This window comes from Candidatus Saccharibacteria bacterium (assembly GCA_016789455.1).
GTDB lineage: Bacteria > Patescibacteriota > Saccharimonadia > Saccharimonadales > Saccharimonadaceae > CAIJKY01.
The window spans coordinates 1,121,225-1,142,286 of sequence record JAEUQU010000002.1 but is presented as its reverse complement, the minus strand read 5'-3'; the positions used below and the strand labels follow the sequence as shown (position 1 = coordinate 1,142,286).

Here is a 21,062-nt window from a genome sequence, read left to right as displayed (position 1 = left end):
ATGCTAAGCCCCTACCAGCTCTTCATAAATAGCCGCCGCCGTCTTATCCCAGGTAAACTGTTCGGCGTGCCTACGGGCCGCCTGGACGCGCTGGCGGCGTGTTTCGGGAGCCTCATCAAGCAAAGCTTCTACCTGGCGTACCAGTCCTTCCCAGTTCTCGGCGTACAGAGCATGCTCGCCGCCCACTTCCGGCACCGATGAGTTCTTGTACACGACAATCGGACACTCCAGCAGCATGGCCTCCAGAATGGGAATGCCAAAGCCCTCATACCGCGTAGGGTAGACGTAGGCCAAGGCGTTCTTGTACAGCCATTGCTTGGTCTCGTCATCGACGTAGCCCAGCGTCAGCAGGTCTTTCTTGTATGATGAGGCCAGCACGGCGTTGCGCACCGTCACGTTCGGGATATCGGTGGGCGATTTGAAATTCTCACCTACCAGCACCAGCTGGATATCACGGCCGGCGGCTTTGAGATTGTTATAGGCAGCTACCAGGTCGTCGACGCGGCGGCGGGCGTCTCCCGCCCCCACGAACAGCAGATAGGGCTTGGTGGGCAGGCGCGCTTTGTCGACGGCAGTGATGTCGTTGGTCTTGGCCGGCTTCACATCTACGCCCAGCAGAGCTACTTTCGACTTGGCAGGGTCCACGCCGAAATACTTCTCAATATCGCGCTTGGTGTTGTGCGACACCGACATGACGACATGCGCATCCCGCAGCGACCGCCGCAGCTGCCGCATGAACTTGTGGTTATTGAACAGGGTACGCAGCGTGGTACGCGCCGCCTTGTTGCGGAAGGGCACCCAGGCCGATTCAAAGTACTTATCCCAGAAGATCAGCGGAATCAGGTCGTGTTTGACCAGCACCGTCTTGGTATCGGTTGGGACGCCGAGGGCGTAATCGAACTGCAGAAAAACATCGCTGTACTCCGAACCCTCCACCGGCTTGCCATACAGCAGCGCATAGTGACGGCGTAGTTTTTCCTTCTTGCTGGCGGTCGTGTCGGTTTCTGGCATGGTACCAAGCTTCACTACGTCATAACTGATACCTTCGGGGATATCCAACAGCTGCTTGGGGTCATCGTCGTCGTATTCGTAAAACAGGATGTCGATATCACGCGCCTCGTCAGCGGCAGCAAGCTGCAGGACGCGGTTCGTCACCTGCTTGGTCACCTCACCGATGCCGCGATACTTATGCCCCGTCTGTAATGGTCGTAGATCGATCCCCAGCTTCATTTAAACCGTTGTCTCCTTCCTGAAGTACTCCAGCGGCTTGCCGGTCAGGGCGGCGGCGGTTATCTCGGCGCTGGTCCGCCAGTTCAATGATTGCAGATGTTTCTCCATAGCCGCGTCAAAATGGTGCGGATCCTTCTCTACCACCTTTACCATATGCTCGATCTTCTGGCGGATATCATCAACGTCGTATGGATCCACGTAGACGGCGGCATCACCAGCCGCCTCGGGCAGGGAAGCGACATTGCTGGTGATGACCGGCGTGCCGCAGGCGTACGCCTCCAGCGGCGGCATGCCAAAGCCTTCGTAGACCGGTGCCGACACAAAGAAGCTGGCCCCGCTATAGAGCGCCGGAATATCGGCGTCCAGCACGAACTGCTTGGGATTGATAATCTTGTAGCCGTCCTCTTTCGCCTTCTGGATGGCCGTCTTGATGTCGTCGTTATTCCAGCCGCCCGCCCCGACGATGACCAGCGGGTACTCATTTGTGATGTGCCGCGGCAGCTTCACGTACGCTTCAACCAGCCGCTTGTAGTTCTTACGCGGCTCAATGTTGCCGACGGCGAACATATACTTCTCACTGAAGATATCGTACCTGGCTTTGACCGAGTGGATCTCTTCGGCGCTGCGCCGGTAAAAATGCTTGCGGTCGATTGACGGGTGCGCCACCGATATCAGCTTCGGATCCAGCTTGTAATACTTCACTATCTCGTCCTTACTGAACTGCGAGACGGCGATGATGTTTTTAGCATTCTTGAGCGAGAACGGCACCACCTCGGCCAGATAGTCCCGGTTCCCTTTGTCGACGCACTCCGGCACCGCCAGGTACGTCACGTCGTGGACCACCACCGTCGAGTCGGCCTTCCAGGTCGGCCAGGCCAGGAATGAAGGGAAGTAGTAGTTCCCTTGTCCCAGGATGAAATCAAGCGGCACATCCCACTGGAATTTCATAAAACCGCGGATGATACGGTTGGGAACCGGGTTGGCAATGATGCGCTTGTAATGCTCGAGGCCATATTTGTTGAGCCGGTCGGTCCAGTGCCGGGGTGCGATCAATGAATACGTCAACTTGCCCTCTCCTGCCAGTTCATCCAGACCGGAGACGATGCCCAGCGTATAGTGGCCGACGCCGCTGAAGTGGTCGTCGACGAGCGGGAAGGCGTCAACCATGATGTGGGGAAGTTTTGCCATGGCCGTTATTCGACCTCCAGCTTGGCTGGTGCGATGATCGGGTAATACGATTCCTGGGCCACCACCGAGAAGCTGGCGGCGCCTTCCCAGTCGTCACAGACCGTCACCTTGTCGCGCAGCTTGATACTGGAGCCGATCGAGAACGTACCCGCCCCGAACAGCGACTTATCAATCGTATAGCGCAGCGTCTTGCGCTCGCCCGGCGCCAGGTCGAGCCGGCCCTGCTCCGGCTTCATATACATCAGCGTATTGCCACCGGTCACCAGCCGCCCCTCAGCATCCTTGATGCGCAGGCCGACGACGATATCGCTTTCACGCTTGTTGTTGTGGAGCTCAATCGTGATCTTCACGTCGTCGTCGGTCGTCGTGGCGGTGATGCTGTCAAACTTTACCTGGCCGGTCCCATAGCGGTTCGTCACCTCTTCTTCGCCGTCTTCAGACTCTTCCGGCTCTTCCTCGCGCTGGTTGAACATCTTCAGGTATTCGTCGGCGACCTTGTCGGCCGAGGCGTCATGCGTGATGACACCTTCCTGGATCAGGATGGCCCGGTCGCAGTATTCGCGGACGGCGCCCATGTCGTGCGTCACAAAAATGACCGTCTTCTTGCTCTTCTTGAGCGATTTGAAAAAGTTGTAGCACTTGCGCTGGAAATCAGCGTCGCCCACGGCCAGCACCTCGTCGATCAGCAGGATGTCCGCCTCGGCGTGCGTCGCGACAGAGAAGGCCAGCCGCACCTGCATGCCGCTCGAGTAGTTCTTGAGCTTCTGGTCCATGAAATCCTCCAGCTCGGCAAAGCGGACGATATCGTCGTAGCGGTCTTCGACCTCTTCCTTGGAAAAACCAAGCAGGGCACCGTTGAGGAAGACATTCTCGCGGCCGGTCAGCTCCGGGTTGAACCCGACACCAAGCTCGATGAACGGCACCAGTTTCCCTTCAAATGCAATCGTTCCTTCTGTCGGCTGGTAAATGCCCGCCAGCATCTTCAGCATGGTGCTCTTACCGCTGCCGTTGCGGCCCAGGATACCGAAGAACTCACCCTTCTTCACTTCGAACGAAACGTCTTTGAGCGCGTGTTGTACCTCGTACCCGGTGTTGCGCGATTGAAACAGGCCGGTGATGGCCCGCTTTAAGGAATCGCTGCTTTGCTCATGCGGCAGTATAAACTGCTTGCTGACATGTTCGACTGAAAGTACCGTCTGCTTGCCCATATTACACCTTCTCCGCAAAGTATCGGGATTGCCGCTTGAAATACGTGGCGCCCAGCCAGAAGATCAGCCCGGACAGCACCACCGGCAACCACGTCAACAGCGGGTTATCAAACAATGTATGGATAGTGATCGCATCGGTCGTTACCATGTAGTAGCGGATATCCTGGACGATCTGCGCCATCGGGTTCAGCATCTGTAGCTGTGCTGCCCAATACGCCTTTTCCATGACATACGTCACCGGGTAGAGAATCGGCGTGGCATAAAAGGCGCCCTGCATAAAGACTTCCCAGATATAGCCGATGTCGCGGAACTTCACATAGAGCGCGCTGAGCAGAAAGGCCACACCAAGGGCCAGCACAAACAGCTGGATGATGAGCAGCGGCACAAAAATCAATGCCGCCGGCTGCAGCTCGGTACCGAACACCACCATGAACAGGGCCACCACCACCAGGTTGATACCCAGGTTGATCAGCGCCGACAGCGACCCCGAGAGCACGATGACATACTTGGGGAAATTGATCTTGCGGATCAGATCGCCGCGGCCCAGGATGGCACTGACCCCGTTATTCGTCACCTCGGCGAAGTAGTTCCAGAGCACGATACCCAGCAACAGGTAGATAGGGTAGTGCGGCACCCCTTCGCCGACCCGCAGGAACCAGACAAAGACCACATACAGGATGGCAAACAGGGCTAACGGCCGCAGCAGCGACCAGATATACCCCAACACCGACCCATGATACCGCAGTTTGAAATCGGTAATTACCAGCTCTCTCAGCAAAATCGCTGAGTAGCGGTACCGCTGTTTCACATTTTGCATATAGCCGATATTATACCTTTTTTCATCTTGTGCGGCAACGATACGGCCGGGTGTTGTATCTTATAAAACCATGCTGTGCCCGTTCGTGCTGCCGTCTGGCCAGTGGTATATACTAGTGCCTATATGGCCCATATCGCAATCGATGCCCGCATCATCAACTCCAGCACCGGCCGCTACGTCGAGCGCCTGCTGACCTATCTGGAGCAACTTGAGTCCCCTCACGACTTCACTGTCCTGGTACCGACCGCCGACCGCGACTACTGGCAGCCCAGCCGCTCCAACTTCAAGGTGAAGACCGTCGATTTTGCCAACTACAGCTTTGCCGAGCAGATCGGCTTTAAGCGGTATCTCGATGCATTGGCACCCGACCTCGTTCATTTCTGCATGCCCCAGCAACCTGCCTTTTATAACGGCGCTACCGTCACTACCGTCCACGACCTCAGCCAGCTGCGCCTGACGGAAGTCGATGATATGTCGGTGCCGGTACTGCGTTTTAAGCAGGCGGTACTGAAATGGCTCCTCAGACGCGTCGCCGGCCGCACCGTCCAGGTCATCACGCCGAGCGAGTATACCAAGCGCGACTTCATCACACTGACCCGAATAAGCCCGGAGCGGGTGAGCGTGACCTACGAGGCAGCCGACCTGCTCAGCACCCGTCCCCGCACCGTCACCCGGCTGGAGCATGTGCCATTCATCCTGTACGTCGGCCGGGCCGAGCCATACAAGAACAACCGCAACCTGATCCAGGCCCATCAGTTACTGCTCTCCAAGTTCCCCGATCTTCAGCTGGTCATCGTCGGCAAGAAAGACACCTTCCGTGAGCGCGATATGCAGTGGGTAACAGAGCAGGGGTATAAGAATGTTGTCTTTTATGGCTTTGCCGATAATGCCGAGCTTGCCTGGCTGTACGCCAAATGCCGGGCCTACGTCTTTCCGTCATTCATGGAAGGCTTCGGATTGCCTGGCCTGGAGGCTATGCGGCATGGCGCGCCGGTCGTCAGCAGCGACGCCACCTGTCTGCCGGAAATCTACGGCGACGCCGCCCTGTACTTCGATGCCCACAGCCACGGCGACATGGCGGGGAAGATTGAACAGGTACTCTCCGATGACAAAATTGCCACAAAACTCCGTAACAGGGGCGACCTCTGTTACAAGCAATACTCATGGGAACGCATGGCCCAGCAGACCCTGGATATCTATGAGGATGCCCTGGCACGCACCGCCACAGCTGATACAGTTGACGCCTAAATAAAAACTGCGGATATTTGGTTATCCACAGTTTATCAACAATTTGACTTTCACATATTTTTCACGTGAAATATATTTTTGCCCCCTACTTTGCGTGTGGCAGGATTACCACATGCCGGGTCCTACCCTCCCCTTCTGATTCGGAGGATAGGGAAGGGTACTCCCCTATCACTTGGTGCACCACCCGCCGGTCGGCCGGGTTCATCGGTGCCAGGTGCATCGCTTCCCCGCTCTCCACTACTTGGCGGCACCATTCCCTCGCCTGCTCTTCCAGCTTTTCGGCGTGATGCCGGCGGTAATTGGCGATATCGACAGTCACCCGCTGCAGCTCGGCGTCCTTGCTGCGCAGGGCTGCCCCGATAATCATCTGGAGTGATTTCAGCGTGGCGCCGTGCTGTCCGATCAGGAAGCCGTTCAGATGCGTCGACGGCACCGACAGCTCAATCACATCTTCCTCGCACGTCACGCTGACGGCGACATTCAGCCCAAAGAAGGCCAGGATGTCACTTAGGTATTTTTCTGCGAATGCGATTGATGCTTCCCTGTCCATACGAATAAAACCTCTGCTTACGTTAATGCGCTCCTAACGCTTCTTGCCGACAATTTTAGCAGCTTTGGCCTTCCTGGCCCGGGCCGATTTGCTGGTTTTATCTTTTTTGGCAGCTTTTTCGGTGCCATCCACCTCTGCTGGCTTGATGGTTACTTTTACATCAGCCCTGTCGGCCTGGGTTTCCATTTCCTCGGTATCGCGGTTCAGGACACGGCGCTGCTGGATGAAGCCGACCAGCGTGGTAGTCAGCAGGTACAGGCTCAGGGCACCGGCGATGTAGATCGAGGTGATGAAGATGATGACCGGCAGGAACAGGATGGTCTTCTGGCCGACGGCCGCCATCATCTCGGACTGGTCGACATCCTTACCGTTTGACTGGTCACGGAACATATCGCGCAGGCGTTTCTTCTCGGCTGGCGCCGGCATCAGCTGCTTGGACTGGAAGTACTGCAGGATAGCCGTGACGATGGCGATAAGCAGCAGGACGCCGGCAATCAGTGCCGTCTTGGCATTGACGACCGATTGGGTCAGGTCGAGGAAGCCGAAGGCAATCTCATTGAACTTATCAGGATTCGCCGCTACTTCTTTCAGGTGTGGGATGGCCTGCAGCGCGGGGTAGATGTACTTGTCGATGTCATCCTTATGATTGGCCAGGATATTGATGGAGCTATAGAGCGCAATGAAGAACGGCAGCTGAATAAGCAAGAGTCCGAAACTGCTGAACGGGTTGACACCCTTCTCCTTATAAAGCTCCAGCATCAGCTGGCCTTCAAGCTGCCGGTTGCCCTTGGCCTTCTTCTTGATGGCGGCCAGCTGCGGCTGCAGCTCGCGCATCAGCTTGCTTTGGTGCAGCTGCTTCTTTACCAGCGGCCAGAGCGCCAGGCGCACCAGGATGGTGAAGATGATGACAGCGATACCCAGGTCGTGGCCCGGAACGATGCCGTACAGGAACAGCAGGATATTGAAAATCGGCTGGGTGAAAAGAATCTCAAAAATACTCATACTCGGATAAGTATAGCACGGCCGTATCTGTTACTGAAAACGGCTACTCCTGTGGAGGCGGAGCCACTACCCGCGCCACCTTCAGCAGGCGCTGCACTTCCTTTTCGATGCGCATAAAAGGCTCACTCTCTATCTCCCGGCTGGTGACCATGACGGCGATGTCATACGCACCGGTGATGTGCGGCAGCTCCAGGCGCAGCGCCTCATACAGCCGGCGGCGGATACGGTTACGGTCATGCGCCCGCTTGGCCACCTTCTTGCTGATGATGACGGCGATACGCGGCAGCTGCCGGCGGTCATTGCGGACCGTGCGGATCATCAGATGATGGCCACGGACAGTGTGGCCTTTGCGGAAGACATATGACAGGCTGCTGTGGCCATGGAAACGGTAAGGCTGGGAAAGCATGGTCTTAGGATAGCGGCTTTGACCTCTGTCGTCGAGAGGAGGCCATCGCCCGCCGCTTCACACAGCCTGTTCGTACCGCTTATGCTACACTGCATATATGAAAATGGGTGGGCGCAGTACAGGGTTTACCATCGTCGAGCTGCTGATTGTCATCGTGGTCATCGGCATCCTGGCGGTCATTGCCCTGAGCACTTTTTCCAATGCACAGCGCGACGCCCGCAATGCCGAGCGGCTCACCAGCGCTCAGGCCTGGTATAAATTATTGAAGACCTACACTGCCGACGACGGGGCGTATCCTCCCGGCATAAGCATGACCGGATCCGGCGGGCATATCTGCCTAGGTGAAGGTCTGCCGGCCGACATGGACGCCAATGTGGATGAAGACTGTGGCGAGAGCACTAATGTCAAGCACCCCGCCGCCGCCATGAATACCGCGCTTAAGACCCCTAGCCCCACCCTGCCGTCATTCCCCACCACACCACTCTATAACTCTGCCGGCACTGCTTTCATCAGCGGCATCACCCTGCGCACGATGACAACCGTCGACAGCGTTGCCAATACGCCGCTGTTGCAGTACCTGCTGGAGGGCACCAATCAGGACTGCAAGCTCAGGCCGCTCGCGAACGGTGCCTACTCCTCGACGACTGCCGCGAGGGTGACCCAGTCCTACTCGGGCAGCTGGGGCTCCTCCACCGTCTGCCGAGTCATACTACCGCTGCCATCCGAACTATAGCGCACGGGGAGCCGGCGCGACTGACGCGGCCAGTCCCCAGAAGAGTGTATCCAGTTAATAAAAACAGCCCCGGAGGGCTGCTTTTTAGACCGTCAGCTTCTTGCGGCCCTTCAGGCGGCGCAGCTTTAGCACCATGCGGCCGGTGCGGCTCGACATGCGGGCGCGGAAGCCGTGGGTGCGGGCACGGTGACGTGTCTTTGGCTGGTGAGTACGTTTTGGCATAATGGTAGGTACTATAACAGCTTTTCCACTAGCGGACAATACTTTTCCACATATTTACAGATGTCAGAAAAGACTGTGTAAAAGTTGCAATTTGAAAGTAGTGTTTATTACATGGTCGAAAATGGCCTAAACCAGTTGTGGAAAACTGGCTAAAAGCGCTACTATAGACACACGAACAAGCCGGGTGTCCGGCAGCAAAAGAGGGTCCCTTCAATGGGTGTATTAAGCCTGTCGAAGGAGTCGAAGGGGTATATGAGGTATGAATGAAGCGTCTGTGTGGCAAAGTGTCCTGGGAGAGATAGAACTCTCCGTCACTCGCGCCAGCTACATCACCTGGTTCAAGAACTCAGAGCTTATTGAGATCAATGGCGACAAAGCCGTCGTCGGCGTCTCGAACATCTTTGCCCGCGAGCAGATGCAGGCCAAGTTCAACCGGCAGATTCTCGACATCCTCCAAAAAGTCCGCCCCGAAGTAACCGGCATCGAATACGTCATCTCTTCGGCTGTACCCAAGCGGCAGCCACAGCCGGCCGGTGCAGCCACCACCCAGGCAACAACCAGTACCTCCCAGCGCGACACGAACGTCCGCGAAACATCCGGCCCGTCACGGGTCGCGCCGCAGATTACACGGCCGGAATCCCGCCCCCGCCCCACCAGCAGCAATGGCGGCCTGAATGAACGCTACACCTTTGAGACCTTCATCGTCGGTGGCAGCAACGAGCTGGCTTTTGCCGCCAGCCAGGCGGCCGCTAAGAATCCTGGTACAAAATGTAATCCTCTCTTTATTTATGGCGGGGTCGGCCTGGGCAAGACGCACCTCATCCAGGCGGTCGGCAACGAAATCCGCCGCAACGACCCCGATGCCCGTATTCTATACACCAGTTGTGAAACTTTTGTTAACGAATTCCTCGATTCCATCCGGTTTAAGAAACAGGGCTTCGCCGAGCGCTACCGTAACGTCGACGTCCTGATTATCGACGACATCCAGTTCATCGCCGGCAAGCAGGCCACCCAGGAAGGCTTCTTCCACACCTTCAACGCCCTGCACCAGGCCAATAAGCAGATCATCATCAGTTCCGACCAGCCGCCCAAGAGCATCCCCACCCTCGAAGAACGCCTCCGCAGCCGTTTTGAATGGGGCATGGCCATTGATATGCAGCTGCCCGATTTCGAAACCCGTTGCGCCATCCTGCAGACCAAAGCCTCCCAGCACGACATCACCCTCGACCGCGAGACCGTCGAATACATCGCCGGTAACGTCCAGACCAACATCCGCGAGCTGGAGGGCGCCCTCAACAAACTGCTGACCTACTGCGAGATGAGCGGCACTACCCCGGATGCGCAGACGGCGGCCGGACTTATTTCTGATGTCCGGGCCAGCCGCCCCCGCCATCTCACGGCCAAACAGATAGTCGAGAAGACGGCCAAGCACTTCCAGCTGGAGCCGGCCGAGATCATGAGCCCCAAACGCGACAAACATATCGTCGGACCGCGGCAGATTGCCATGTACCTCCTGCGCAGTGAGCTTCACTTAAGCTTCCCGCGCATTGCCAGCGAACTTGGCCGCAAGGACCATACCACGGCCATCCATTCGGTCGAAAAGATCGAAAAAAGCATCAAGCTGGATCAAGTTACCCGCCAGCAAGTTGCAAATATCCGCGAAGTACTCTATGGATAGAGTCAGGCCCTGAATACTTTTCATATTCAAACGAGAGGGTCAAGTGTGCATATGCTGTGGACAAGCTGTGGCTTGTTGGTGGTTAATCAGTGGGTGGTAATTGGAAAGTCTGTGCATGTTCATACACGAGCTGTGTAACAAACAGTGGACAAAGCGGTAAAAAAGACACGGTACAAAAACATATGTTCATAACCCGTGCCTTATCCCCGATTTATACACCAGTCTTTACCCCGCTCTTTCCACCATGAACAGCACGCGTCTAACAGGGGGAAAACCGGGAGTTATACCCAGTTTCCACACTCCCTACTGTTATTACTACTATTTATTTATATAAAAGAATAAGAATACTAATAATTAGTCCTGAAGGAGGCCTGACATATGAAACTAACTGTCACACAAGAAAAGCTTGCGCGGGCACTCGGCACAGTCGGCCGGGTGGCAAGCGCCAAGACTTCCCTGCCCATTCTGGGAAATATCCTTTTAAGAGCAGAAAATAACCGTTTACTGCTGGCGGCGACCAATTTAGAGATAGCAATCACTGAATATGTCGGTGGAAAAGTCGATCAGGAGGGTGGATTCACCGTTCCGGCCCGGCTGATGAGCGAATTCATCACCAGTCTGCCGGCCGGCAACGTCGACATGATGCTGGAAGGCACCACCCTGCACATCAAAAGCGGCGGCTACAGCTCAAAGATAAACGGCATGCACGCCGATGAATTTCCCGATCTGCCCGGCATAGAAGCGATGACTGAACTGGAAGTTGATGCAAAGCTCCTTAAACGAGCCATTCAGCAGGTTGTGTTAGTTGCATCGCACGATGACACGCGACCGACCCTTACCGGTGTCTACTGGCACAGCCATGAAGGTGCGCTCTATATGGCTGCCACTGACGGGTACCGGCTGGCGGAGCGCCGGCTGTTGGACACGTTCGAGGGCGAAGTGGCGGCTATCATACCGGCGAGCGCCTTGGCTGAAGTCGTACGGGCGCTGAGTGATGACGTGGCCATGGTCGCTATCCTGCTCGACGAGACCCAGGTACGCCTGCGCCTGGGCGACGTAGAGATTACCAGCAAGCTGATCGATGGCAAGTATGTGGATTACCGGCAGCTTGTCCCCACTTCAAGCGATACAGTTGTGGAAATCGACAAACAGGACTTCATCCGTATTACCAAGGTGGCTTCGCTGTTCGCGCGGGAAAGCGGCGGCGGTGTGACTATCGATGCGGTGCACGATGACGCCGCCGTACGGATCCACTCCATCGCCTCCCAGCTCGGCGAAAACACCTCCGAGGCCAATGCCCAGGTGACGAGCGACGGCAAGGTGACCCTGAACTCGCGCTACCTCATAGAGGGGCTTGGTTGTATCGATGATTCCCCCGTCACCTTCTCATTCAGTGGTAAGCTGGCTGCATGCATCCTGCGCGCCAAGAACGACCAGGGCTATATGCACATCATCATGCCGCTCAAATCATAAGGATCACTCCCCTCTCCGATGTCTATCCGCTCGCTCCGTATCCAGAACTTCAGGTCGTATGCCGACAGTTTCTTTGAGTTCTCGGATAGCGTCAATCTGATCATCGGCCCTAACGGTATCGGCAAGACCAACCTGCTGGAGGCGGTCTATGTGCTGGCAGCCGGCACATCGTTCCGGGTGGCAGATAAAGACTTGGTGCGCACCGGCGCCGAATGGTTCCGCCTGGACGGCGTTTACGAGGACCATGAGCGGGTTTTGCGCTACGAGACGTCTGTGAGGCCGCCCAAGAGCCTGGCGGTCAATAGCGGGCCTAAGAAACGCTTCAAACGCGATAATAGCCTGCCGGTGGTGCTGTTCGAGCCGGATATGCTGCGCATCCTTACCGGCTCCCCTTTCCGGCGGCGCCAATTTCTCAATACGCTGATATCCCAGTGGTTCATGGATGGTGCGACGGTACTGCGGCGGTACGACCGGGTGTTGCTGCAGCGTAACAACCTCTTAAAACGCTCCTATGAGCTGTCTGAATCCCAGCTTGACGACCAGTTATTCGCCTGGGATGTCTCTATGGCCGAGCTGGCGGCGAAGATCGAGGAGTACCGGCACGAGGTTGTCGCCATCCTCAACCGCTCCATCGCTGAGGAATATAGCCGTATCGCCCATCGTCAGCACCATATAGAGGTTTTATACGAGACCGGGCGTCATATTGCCAAATCGGACATATTGACCGCCCTGCGGCGCCTCAGGCCGTTTGATATGCAGCGTGGTTATACTACCATCGGCCCACATCGTAGTGATTTCAACATCGTAATTAACGGTGCTGCTGCGGAAAATACCGCTTCACGCGGCGAGCAGCGCAGCCTGATGTTGGCCATGAAGCATATCGAAGTGACGCAACTGGCCGAACTGAGCGGGCGCTCGCCTTTATTGCTGCTTGATGATGTCATGAGCGAACTTGATTCGACACGGCAAAAAGCCCTCGCCAGCCTGCTGGGAGGGTACCAGATGATACTGACCACCACGGAGGCGGTCAGTATTCCTGAGGATCTTGGCGGCGGCCGGATGATTCCGATCGGCCTGCCATTGTAGCGGACACTTCCCTTACGGGATGGTGTTGGCGTCGATCATATCTGATTCGAACAGCTTGCCGCCGCCGTTGGCGTCACGGACGGTCAGTCTGGTGCTGCTGATGAGGCTGAAATCGGCGCGGCCCTTGTACTGTTTGTCGCCGTAGCTGAAATTAAATTCGAACGGCAGGATGCCTTCTTCTTGTGAGGCGGCGGTTTCAACCGACTTGACGCTGGCTTTGTCGATGACCAGCTCGCGCAGCGGCAGCTTTTCCTTGACGGCGAACTGGTAGAAGGCATATTGCAGCGCGTCGATGTGGTCGACGGTGACGCCCTCGTATTTCAAGAGATCGATATTACTGCTTTGTGCCTGGACTGAATCCTGCTTGACCTCGGCGCTGGTAGCGGCGTTGCTGTTAGGGTCGGGCTCTGGTGCGGCGCTGATGCCGCTGAGGCCAAAGCCCAGGATGGCGACCAGTGCGAGGATCAGGCCGATGACGGCCAGTTTCTGCAGGTCGAGTGCTGGTTGTGTTTCCATGATGATCCCCCTTGCCTAGTTGCGCGGATTCTTAACGATGATTTCGGTGTTGGTGGCGTCGTAGCCCTGATACTTCAGCCAGTTGCGGGCGCGGGCCTCGCCGCCAGGGGCAAGCTCGGTGATGTAGAGGGCGGTCGCGCTTTCGTCGTCGGTGTCGCGCTGCGTGGAGCCGTAATCGATGCGGTAGGTATCGACGACGCGAGGCAGGCGCTGCATGACTGGCAACGCGTTGATCTTGGCATCGGCGATGGCTTCCGAGTTGGTGCCGGTGATTTGCTCTGCCTTCTCGGCATCGGCCTTGTTTGCGGTGTACCACTCGCGAGTGGCGGCGGTGCTGGGATCGAGCACGACGGCGACCTCGGCCGTATCCTTGTCCTTGACGTTGACGGTACGGGATTCGGTGGCGAAGCCGTCGCGGCTGAAGGTGACCTTGTAGACGCCCGGCTTGACGGCGACATCGCCCTCACTCACCTTGACGCCGTTGATGGTGATGGTGGTGCCGCGGGCCGGTGCGACCAACGTGGTGATGGTGGCAGTGCGTCCGCTCTGCTGCATGTGGTTGATCATGCCCAGGCCGATCAGTGAGACCAGGATGGCCGCGATCAAGCCGATGACGAGGTTCCGGTACAAGTTGCTCATGGTGTTGGGGCTCCTGTTGTGGTTTGTGTTTGGGCGGCGCCGCCCATGACTGGACGGAAGATGGTGTAGCGGCCGCGGCTGTCGTTGATGTTGTCGTTGGTCAGGCTGGCGGTACGGCTATCAAGCGAGGCGCTGGCAGTCGAGTAATTACCCGGCTGTGGCCCGACGTAGAGGAAGATGTGACCGGCGCGGCCACCCGTGCTGGGGATGACCGGAATGTCGCCGGGTACCAATTGGTCGGTACTGGTAAGCGGGCCCATGTTCTTGTACAGCTCTGGGTGAGATTCCATGTATGCCTTGATGTTGGCGGTACCGACTGGGAATTTAGGGTCAGCTCCACTCGAGCGCATGACGGTGGATACGAAGACGCCACAGTCGGCGCCGTCACCGCGGTAACCGTACTTTGCCAACTCTGTTTTGTAAGCAGGTGTCGGAACCATTGCACTTCGCCGGAACGGGTCTGGCTGTGCGTGTTTGAATGGCTGCGGCCAAGCCAAGCCAAGTGCTGTCTTGACGATATTGCCTGCGACTACACCGCCACCGGTCGAGGGCGAACAGCCCGTGCCATTGGTTGGGTTTGCGACGCCGGGGTCATTCGGGTTGACATTCGTGCCGGGGTCTTCGCCCGGATCTGCAGGGTTGGGTGTCGTAGGTTGGCCGGCTGGTGCCTTATTCCCATACTTAGCAAAGATCTGATTGGCGTAATCCAAACGCCGGCCAAGCATCGGCTTCCCCGCCCGCTCAAAGTTCTTCTCCCAGTAAATCATGGCAGCTTCGACGGTGGTCTCCTGCTTTATACCTTCCCACTCATTGGCGGCTCCGGGGCGTGTGATCGATTTGCGGCTGATTGATTCATTCTTCAGGTAATCCAGCTGGAGTGCCAGCAGCGGTGTGATCTGGTTGGCGGGCGTCTGGGCGTTGGTGTATGGCAGGCCGGCGGCCTGAACGGCAGCAGCTAGTGGCGGACGGCGTGCGCCGGTCCACTGGGCAATACCCCAACCGCCGCGCGGCCAGGGCTGTCCTACCTCCTGCTTGTCTGGTACGAGATGTGATTCAACCATCAGGTTGCCCATGATGCCGGCGGCTTGCTGAGGGCTCAATCCATTCTGGATGAAGAAGTTCCAGGCCATTTCGACGTTATCCCCACCCACCAGTACGGTCGTGCCCACCTGCGCACTACACGGCGCATTCAGATCCAACTCATCGTAGTAGTTACTCTGGATCTCACGCTTATACTCCTCAAGCGAGAGCGGCTGTGGCGTCACCACCTGGGCGTGCACTTCCGAGAGCGGCACCATCGTGACTGCCGATACGGCGGCCACTACGTACAATGTCAGTTTTTTGAAGAATTGTTTCATTGGTATTCTCATGTGTTGTTTGCTTCTTCCTTGCTTTTGCCTGATCGTACCGGCAGGCCGGTTTCTTTGAACGGAGCGGTGCTGCGGACGGTGATGTCGGTGGTGACGGGGCGTGCAGCGACGGTTTGAGGGCGGGCTTCGTCGGTACGCTGGCCGGTCGGGGCTGCCGGTGCTGCTGGAGCGCCTGGTGCTGCCGGCGCGCCACCTGCGGGGGTCGGAGTGGCAGGTGCGCCGCCCGTACCATTCGATTCCTGGATGAACGGCTTCACAGCACCCTCGTCCTCATTGATATTGTCGTCCATGCGGAAGAGCATGAAGTCGCTATAGGGTTGCTCGGTCTGGGCACAGTACTCGCCGGTGCGGACATTGCCCCACTCTTCAAATTCGACGGTCGTGGAGACGAGCGGCGTGGTGCCGTCCATGCAGATTTCACGGAACTTCTTAAATTCCTGGCCGTTGGCAGTGGTGGTCGGCTCGCCGGTCTGCTCATCGACGAACTGGCCGGCGATCATGCGCTCAATGACCAGGTCGGGATCGTTGTTGGGGTCGTTGAGGACGGCGGTCGATTGGCCATAGATCGGCGTGCAGAAATCACTGACAGCGATGTCCAGGATGGCGGCATCCTCGTCCTTGCACTGAGTGCCCTGCTTGACGCCGTCCACGGCCATGGCGTTCGGCGTGGCATCCTCGGTAGCCATGCCGATTACCTTGGCAGGCTGGAAGAGTAACGCCGGATTGGTCAGCCGGGCGGCAAAGGCGGCGGTACTGGTGGCGACCTTCTTGAGGACATCCGGCTTCTCCTCCTCGTGATAGATGGCGTACAGGCGGTCGGTCTCGGCACTGATGACTGGCTGTTCAGCCTTCTTGAGCGGCCGCATGCCCTGTGAGCGTGCCATATGACTGGCAAGCACCAGCATGCCGGCTGCGAAGATAGTTCCCAGCTGGTAGCCATTCTCGTCACCAGTCACCGTGGTGCCGGCGGCATACTGCACCAATATCGGAATGATAATGGCCTCCAGGGCTGATTCAACGACGCCCATAGCCGCCCCGCCGGCGACCGAAATGATGGTCGAAGTGCCCAGCGTCAGCACGGCCGCGACGATACTGCCCGCCAAAGTTATAATCTGGAACGGCGTGCTGTTGACAACGCCGCACGAAGCATCGGTGACGCCGTACGGGTTAAGGATGGTACGGATCTTATCGGTCAGCAATGCAAAGCCGGTGCCGTAGACGTACGGCGCAATCGTATCCATGTTCGGCGGCGTGCCGTACATCATCAGCTGGTAACCGGGCGAGTCAAAGAAGTTTCTTCCTTGCTCGTCGGGCTTCAGGACGGACTCTGCCAGTACACCGGCCTCCTGGTAGGTGATGTCGCCCGTCTTGACGGCATCAAACAGTGGAATATAGGCACTTAATGCGCGCACCAGTGACAACGCCACGAAAATCTTTGCCCCGTAGCTGATCGCCTTGATGGAGGTGTTGATGGAGCAGGCGGTTTCCAGCAGGCTGCCATAGTTAAGGCCTTTGATACCACCGATGATGGCTCCGCCCGTGGTGCCGAGGGCCAGTCGTGGTACTTTGCTGAGGTCCGGGAAGATTGATGGCTTGGCGTCAGGGTCGTTTAACAAGCGTTCACGCTCCGAGGTGGCGGCTGCGACCACTTCGTCCTGCAGGTCGCCCAGTGCACCAAGTGCTTCCTGGGTGCCGGGCGGCAATTGCGTGCCTTCATCCGGCTGGGGGATGCCAGGCCGTTGGGCGCGCAACTCGGGTGCGACGGCGCCCATGATGCGTTGCCTGAACGACTTCTTCACCTCTTTGGGGTCATTAAGATTCTTCCCCTTCAGGTGGTTGCTGCGCAAGAACCCGAGCTTGGAGAACTTCTTGACGATATTGATGGTCCGGGTGAAAGCACCTGGCGTATTAAAACCGGAGTTGGCCGTAAAACGCGCCAGCTCCCGCGAAGTGTCAAACTTAGTGAGGAAATCGCCTGCCGTCACCCGGTCGCCGCTCGGCAGGGTGAAGGCGGTCAGGTGCCGCACTTCCTTGGTGACGCCGTTGACCCTGACGGTTGTCGTCTTGATATCCAGGTCCTTGGCACCGCCGCGCAGCAGCCGCTGTTCGTCCTTGGCGCTGAAGCCTTGCTTCGTCTTGCAGCGGATACCGATACAATCCTTTGGCGGCTGCATCTTCTTGTGGAAGTTCTGCTTGGCGCGCTGCGATGTGCGGGTCAGGTTGGTCTTGTTGGCCCACTCATGATAATTTTCTTTGATTTCGGTAAACAGCGAGGTCAGGCCGAAGAAGACGAAGCTGACAACACTGGTGGCCAGGCCGGCCAGGATGCCGACGGTAGCAGCTTTCTTCTTGTTGCCCATCCGGCCTTTCGCCTTGCCCTCCGGTTTGGCATCGCCCTCCTTGGGCTGGACATTGGTCTTCCAGCCGCTTGGCGATGACTCCTGTTCGGCGATATCGCGGTCGTCAGGGCCGTCCCCCAGGCTGTCGTCGCTCGATTCGGCCTGGCGCAGGCGGCTGGCGGTGCTTTCGCCATTCTCTCCAGCCGCCTTGTCGTCAGCAGCGCCCCGCTCGGCCCGCTCCTGCATCTGCTGGCGCGTCTTGCCGTCGAACTCGCGGTTGACGATCTCATCAAAACGATCCTGGGCAGTGTTGTGTGAATGCTCAAGCTGTTCGTTTTCCCGTTTGTCGTTCTTCAGGCCGGTCGCCATGACTGTCTGCTGCCCCTTCTCCCTTACGCTCTCTTACTGATCCCGCTGCTTTTCTGCTCTCTTTTGTCTTAGAACCCGTTGCTGGAGTACGGCGACCCCGGATTGAGCTGGTTCGCCGCTCCGTCGCCGCCCGCTCCCTGTTGTATCTCGGCGATCTGCTGTAACTGTCTCGGATCGGTCGTAATCAGTGAATGTTCCGTCGGACTGGCGATGATCTGGACATGGACATGGCTTTGTCCGGCAAAGAACAGGCCCTGTCCTACCGGGAACTGCGCCAGGCGCTTCTTTTCCTCGTCAGTCAGTTTGAAGACTTCGGCCAGGACATCGACGGCACTGGTCGACTGCTTCAGCAGCAGCTGCATCGAGGCGTTGGCTACGATGGCCCGTCCCATCTTGCTCCCCATGAAGTCCTCGACGTCCTGCGTGATGGTGGTCAGGCCCAGGAAGTACTTACGGGCGCGCTTGGCAAGGCTGAACAGGAAGTTGGCGGAGTCGTCATACTTCATCAGCTGCCAGGCCTCATCCACCAACAGGAGCCGGCGGCGCTGGTCGCTGCGGGTCTTGTTCCAGATGTAGCTTAGGATGATGTACATGGCTACTGGCCGTAGTTCGTCTTCCAGGTCGCGGATGTTAAAGACGACCATCGGGTTGTCGATGATGACATTACTCTGCTGGCTGAAGATGCCGGCGAACGTACCACTGGTGTACTTGCGGAGGCGCTGGGCCAGCTGCGGGCCGCTGCCGCCCATGTGCAGTAAGGTCTCGTACAGATCAGCAATGGTTGGAGGAACTGAATTATGGGTCAGCGGATCGCTGGTGATGCCGGCGCGGGCGTAGGTATCAATCAGTGCCTGGTCGAGGTCAGCTTCTTCCAAAGGCGTCAGGGCGGGCATGTTGCCGCCACTTGCCAGAATCTGGGCGCCACCCATCATCAGGCGCAGCAGGCCATGCAGGGTGATCAGGTTGGCGCGCAGGGCGTCTTCGGCGTCGTCGGTGTCGATGACGCGCGGCAGGTCGAAGGGATTGATGCGTGTATCCGAGTTCAAACTGAGGCGGATGTAAGCCCCGCCGACCGCGTCACATAGCTTCTGGTACTCATTTTCAGGGTCGATGATAATGACTTCCGCGCCCATCATCATGGAGCGCAGCGCCTCAAGCTTCACAGTGTAAGACTTACCTGCACCGGACTTGGCGAAGACCACCATATTGGCGTTTTCCAAGGTGAAGCGGTCAAAGATAACCAGACCGTTGTTGTGCATGTTGATGCCATAGAGGATGCCGGTGTCCTGTGTCAGGTCGGCGCTGGTGAACGGGAAACTGGTGCTGATGGCACCGGTGTTCATATTGCGACGAATTTGCAATTGGTCAGCCAGCTGCGGCACGGTCGAGTTCAATCCCTGCTCCTGCTGGCTTGAGGCGACCTTGCTAAAGACCAGCTGCTGGCCCAGGACCGTCTCAATCTTGTGCTGGATGAACTGCAGTTCGTCCAGGCTGTCGGCATAGACGGTGACGTAGAGGCCGTAGCGGAAGAAACGCTCCGCACCGACCTGCAGCTGGTCACGCAGTTCCTCGGCGTCCTGGACGGCTGCTTCCAGGGCCGGGTCGCGCACCTTGCCGTGCTCGGCATTCATCTGGATGCTTGCCTCGAGCTGGCTCACCTTCTTGCGCAGGTTATTCAGGACGATGGCGCTTTCGACCGGGTAGATGAACATGCTGACATCCACCACTTCGTCAATGTTGATAAGCGGGCTCAGCCAGCCGGTGTACACCTGGCGCGGGTAGCCATAGACGTAGATGGTCCGGCCATACTTGGTGCCAAGACGGAAGTGGCTGGACTGGAACTCAACCGAACTCGGCGCAATCAGGTCGCGCAGTGTGGTGATGCCCCTTTGGAATTCCTGTTCAATCTCCTGTTGTTCGCGCAGGCGCTGGGCCTGGGCGATATCAGTCGGATCTTTCTTCTTGCCGCCGAATAAGCCCATTATTGTTTCTCCCTTTCAAGGTGAGGTTGTGGTGCCTGGCCGGTGCCTTTGCGGATGGCGATCGTCGGCGCCGTGTCAAAGTTGCCGAGCGGCTCGCGGACGGCCGTGTCAGGGTTGTAAACGTTGTAGTACAGTTCGCCCAGCTGCTTGGTGTCGAGCCGGGTGGAGTGGATACCCATTTGGATCAGGCCGTTGATGACGGTCATGACGCGGTTCTGCATCTCTTCCTTGGCCTTCTGGTAGGTTGGCTCAGCGATATGGATGACCGCCTGCTGCTTCTGGTTGGCGCTGAGGCCGGCCATCAGGTTTTTACTGCTGGTGACGGCGCTGCTCAGATCGCCCGACGGGTAGTACGGAATGACCACATAAAACTGCTTGTCCATGATGTTGGTCTCTTCCGAAATCGTCGCGATAAACTCGATATAGTCATCCATCAGTACGCCCAGCAGCATATTGTCCTGGTCGCGGCGGAGGCGGGCCAGTTTCTGCAGGTACGGGCCGATGTCGACGCGCTGCGAGCGGATAAGGATCTGGACGGCAAAGTATAGCGAGTTCAAAAAACTCTGGTAGCCGTATTCGATGCCTTCCCTTTCGCGGGCGCTCATCAGGTCGAAGTTGATGGAGCGGCAGGCCACGACGGCGCGCATGCTGCCATCATTCATGATGACCATGCTGTCACGCATCTCAGAGATCAGCAGCGTGTTCTGGGTGCTGTTGAGGTTGCGGGCTGGTACGGGCGGTGGCGTCTTGGCGTTAGGGTTGGGCTGGCCTGGGGCTGGTTGGCCGGGCTGTGGCTGCGGTTGCGGCTGCTGAGGGTGCGGCATGGGACCCTGTACGGGCATATGAGGGGCCGGCGCAGGAGGCATCGGTGCCTGCGGCATCTGTTGCGGCGCATACTGCGGCTGGGGCGGCATCGGTGCGCCCGGAACTGGTTGCTGAGGGACAGCCGGGCCACCCGGATAGCCCGGGGGCATGCCGCTGGCATGAGGTGCCTGTTGCTGCCCTG

General features: G+C 57.7%; 19 protein-coding genes. 5 read left to right on the top strand and 14 right to left on the bottom strand.

Features of this window, described 5'->3' with window-relative positions; genetic code table 11:
* Window positions 1–3 precede the first annotated feature (3 nt).
* Genes JNJ66_07110 through JNJ66_07095 form a run of 4 tightly spaced genes read right to left on the bottom strand, consistent with a single transcriptional unit; the run spans window position 4 to window position 4,443 of the window.
* Window positions 4–1,230 carry a glycosyltransferase family 4 protein gene (locus JNJ66_07110; protein MBL8160193.1) on the bottom strand — a complete coding sequence of 409 codons (1,227 nt, stop codon included), beginning with the start codon at window positions 1,228–1,230 and terminating at the stop codon, window positions 4–6.
* Complete coding sequence (locus tag JNJ66_07105) at window positions 1,231–2,418, bottom strand: glycosyltransferase family 4 protein (GenBank protein MBL8160192.1); 1,188 nt, start codon at window positions 2,416–2,418, stop codon at window positions 1,231–1,233.
* Between the two features lie 5 nt (window positions 2,419–2,423).
* A complete protein-coding gene (locus JNJ66_07100) occupies window positions 2,424–3,626 on the bottom strand; it encodes an ABC transporter ATP-binding protein (GenBank protein ID MBL8160191.1) in 1,203 nt (400 codons plus the stop codon).
* 1 nt (window position 3,627) lies between these two features.
* Entirely contained in the window at window positions 3,628–4,443 is an 816-nt protein-coding gene (locus tag JNJ66_07095; GenBank protein ID MBL8160190.1) for an ABC transporter permease, read from the bottom strand.
* A gap of 123 nt (window positions 4,444–4,566) precedes the next feature.
* On the opposite strand from JNJ66_07095, the gene JNJ66_07090 reads away from it, so the two are divergent.
* The gene (locus JNJ66_07090; protein MBL8160189.1) at window positions 4,567–5,691 is read left to right on the top strand and encodes a glycosyltransferase family 4 protein; all 1,125 of its coding nucleotides are present in this window, start codon (window positions 4,567–4,569) and stop codon (window positions 5,689–5,691) included.
* 85 nt (window positions 5,692–5,776) lie between these two features.
* Here JNJ66_07090 and JNJ66_07085 read toward each other — a convergent pair whose 3' ends face one another.
* From JNJ66_07085 to rnpA, 3 genes are read right to left on the bottom strand one after another with little or no spacing between them, the layout of a single operon-like run.
* Window positions 5,777–6,241, bottom strand: coding sequence for a KH domain-containing protein (locus JNJ66_07085; GenBank protein MBL8160188.1), 465 nt, complete (start codon window positions 6,239–6,241; stop codon window positions 5,777–5,779).
* A 33-nt stretch (window positions 6,242–6,274) separates the two neighbouring features.
* The gene (locus JNJ66_07080) at window positions 6,275–7,243 is read right to left on the bottom strand and encodes a YidC/Oxa1 family membrane protein insertase (protein MBL8160187.1); all 969 of its coding nucleotides are present in this window, start codon (window positions 7,241–7,243) and stop codon (window positions 6,275–6,277) included.
* 43 nt (window positions 7,244–7,286) lie between these two features.
* The gene (rnpA, locus tag JNJ66_07075) at window positions 7,287–7,649 is read right to left on the bottom strand and encodes a ribonuclease P protein component (protein ID MBL8160186.1); all 363 of its coding nucleotides are present in this window, start codon (window positions 7,647–7,649) and stop codon (window positions 7,287–7,289) included.
* 97 nt (window positions 7,650–7,746) lie between these two features.
* On the opposite strand from rnpA, the gene JNJ66_07070 reads away from it, so the two are divergent.
* Entirely contained in the window at window positions 7,747–8,382 is a 636-nt protein-coding gene (locus JNJ66_07070) for a type II secretion system protein (protein ID MBL8160185.1), read from the top strand.
* Window positions 8,383–8,466: 84 nt separating this feature from the next.
* On the opposite strand, the gene rpmH is transcribed toward JNJ66_07070, so the two are convergent.
* Window positions 8,467–8,604, bottom strand: coding sequence for a 50S ribosomal protein L34 (rpmH, locus tag JNJ66_07065; protein MBL8160184.1), 138 nt, complete (start codon window positions 8,602–8,604; stop codon window positions 8,467–8,469).
* Window positions 8,605–8,863: 259 nt separating this feature from the next.
* Here rpmH and dnaA point away from each other — a divergent pair, with 259 nt between their 5' ends.
* The 3 genes from dnaA to JNJ66_07050 all read left to right on the top strand — a co-directional run bounded on the left by dnaA (window position 8,864) and on the right by JNJ66_07050 (window position 12,841).
* Complete coding sequence (dnaA, locus tag JNJ66_07060) at window positions 8,864–10,282, top strand: chromosomal replication initiator protein DnaA (protein MBL8160183.1); 1,419 nt, start codon at window positions 8,864–8,866, stop codon at window positions 10,280–10,282.
* Between the two features lie 378 nt (window positions 10,283–10,660).
* Complete coding sequence (dnaN, locus tag JNJ66_07055; protein ID MBL8160182.1) at window positions 10,661–11,755, top strand: DNA polymerase III subunit beta; 1,095 nt, start codon at window positions 10,661–10,663, stop codon at window positions 11,753–11,755.
* 18 nt (window positions 11,756–11,773) lie between these two features.
* Window positions 11,774–12,841, top strand: coding sequence for a DNA replication/repair protein RecF (locus tag JNJ66_07050; protein MBL8160181.1), 1,068 nt, complete (start codon window positions 11,774–11,776; stop codon window positions 12,839–12,841).
* 12 nt (window positions 12,842–12,853) lie between these two features.
* Here JNJ66_07050 and JNJ66_07045 read toward each other — a convergent pair whose 3' ends face one another.
* From JNJ66_07045 to JNJ66_07020, 6 genes are all read right to left on the bottom strand, one after another.
* Window positions 12,854–13,357 carry a hypothetical protein gene (locus JNJ66_07045; protein MBL8160180.1) on the bottom strand — a complete coding sequence of 168 codons (504 nt, stop codon included), beginning with the start codon at window positions 13,355–13,357 and terminating at the stop codon, window positions 12,854–12,856.
* Window positions 13,358–13,372: 15 nt separating this feature from the next.
* On the bottom strand, window positions 13,373–13,996 hold the full coding sequence (locus tag JNJ66_07040; protein ID MBL8160179.1) for a PEGA domain-containing protein: 624 nt from the start codon (window positions 13,994–13,996) through the stop codon (window positions 13,373–13,375).
* Window positions 13,993–15,354 (bottom strand): hypothetical protein, encoded by a 1,362-nt coding sequence (locus JNJ66_07035; protein MBL8160178.1) that lies wholly within the window; start codon window positions 15,352–15,354, stop codon window positions 13,993–13,995. Before JNJ66_07035 ends, JNJ66_07040 begins: the two co-directional genes overlap by 4 nt.
* An 8-nt stretch (window positions 15,355–15,362) precedes the next feature.
* Window positions 15,363–18,074, bottom strand: coding sequence for a hypothetical protein (locus JNJ66_07030; protein MBL8160177.1), 2,712 nt, complete (start codon window positions 18,072–18,074; stop codon window positions 15,363–15,365).
* A 68-nt stretch (window positions 18,075–18,142) separates the two neighbouring features.
* The gene (locus JNJ66_07025) at window positions 18,143–20,056 is read right to left on the bottom strand and encodes a DUF87 domain-containing protein (GenBank protein MBL8160176.1); all 1,914 of its coding nucleotides are present in this window, start codon (window positions 20,054–20,056) and stop codon (window positions 18,143–18,145) included.
* Complete coding sequence (locus JNJ66_07020; protein ID MBL8160175.1) at window positions 20,056–20,490, bottom strand: hypothetical protein; 435 nt, start codon at window positions 20,488–20,490, stop codon at window positions 20,056–20,058. The genes JNJ66_07025 and JNJ66_07020 overlap by 1 nt, the downstream gene beginning before the upstream one ends.
* Window positions 20,491–21,062: the final 572 nt, after the last annotated feature.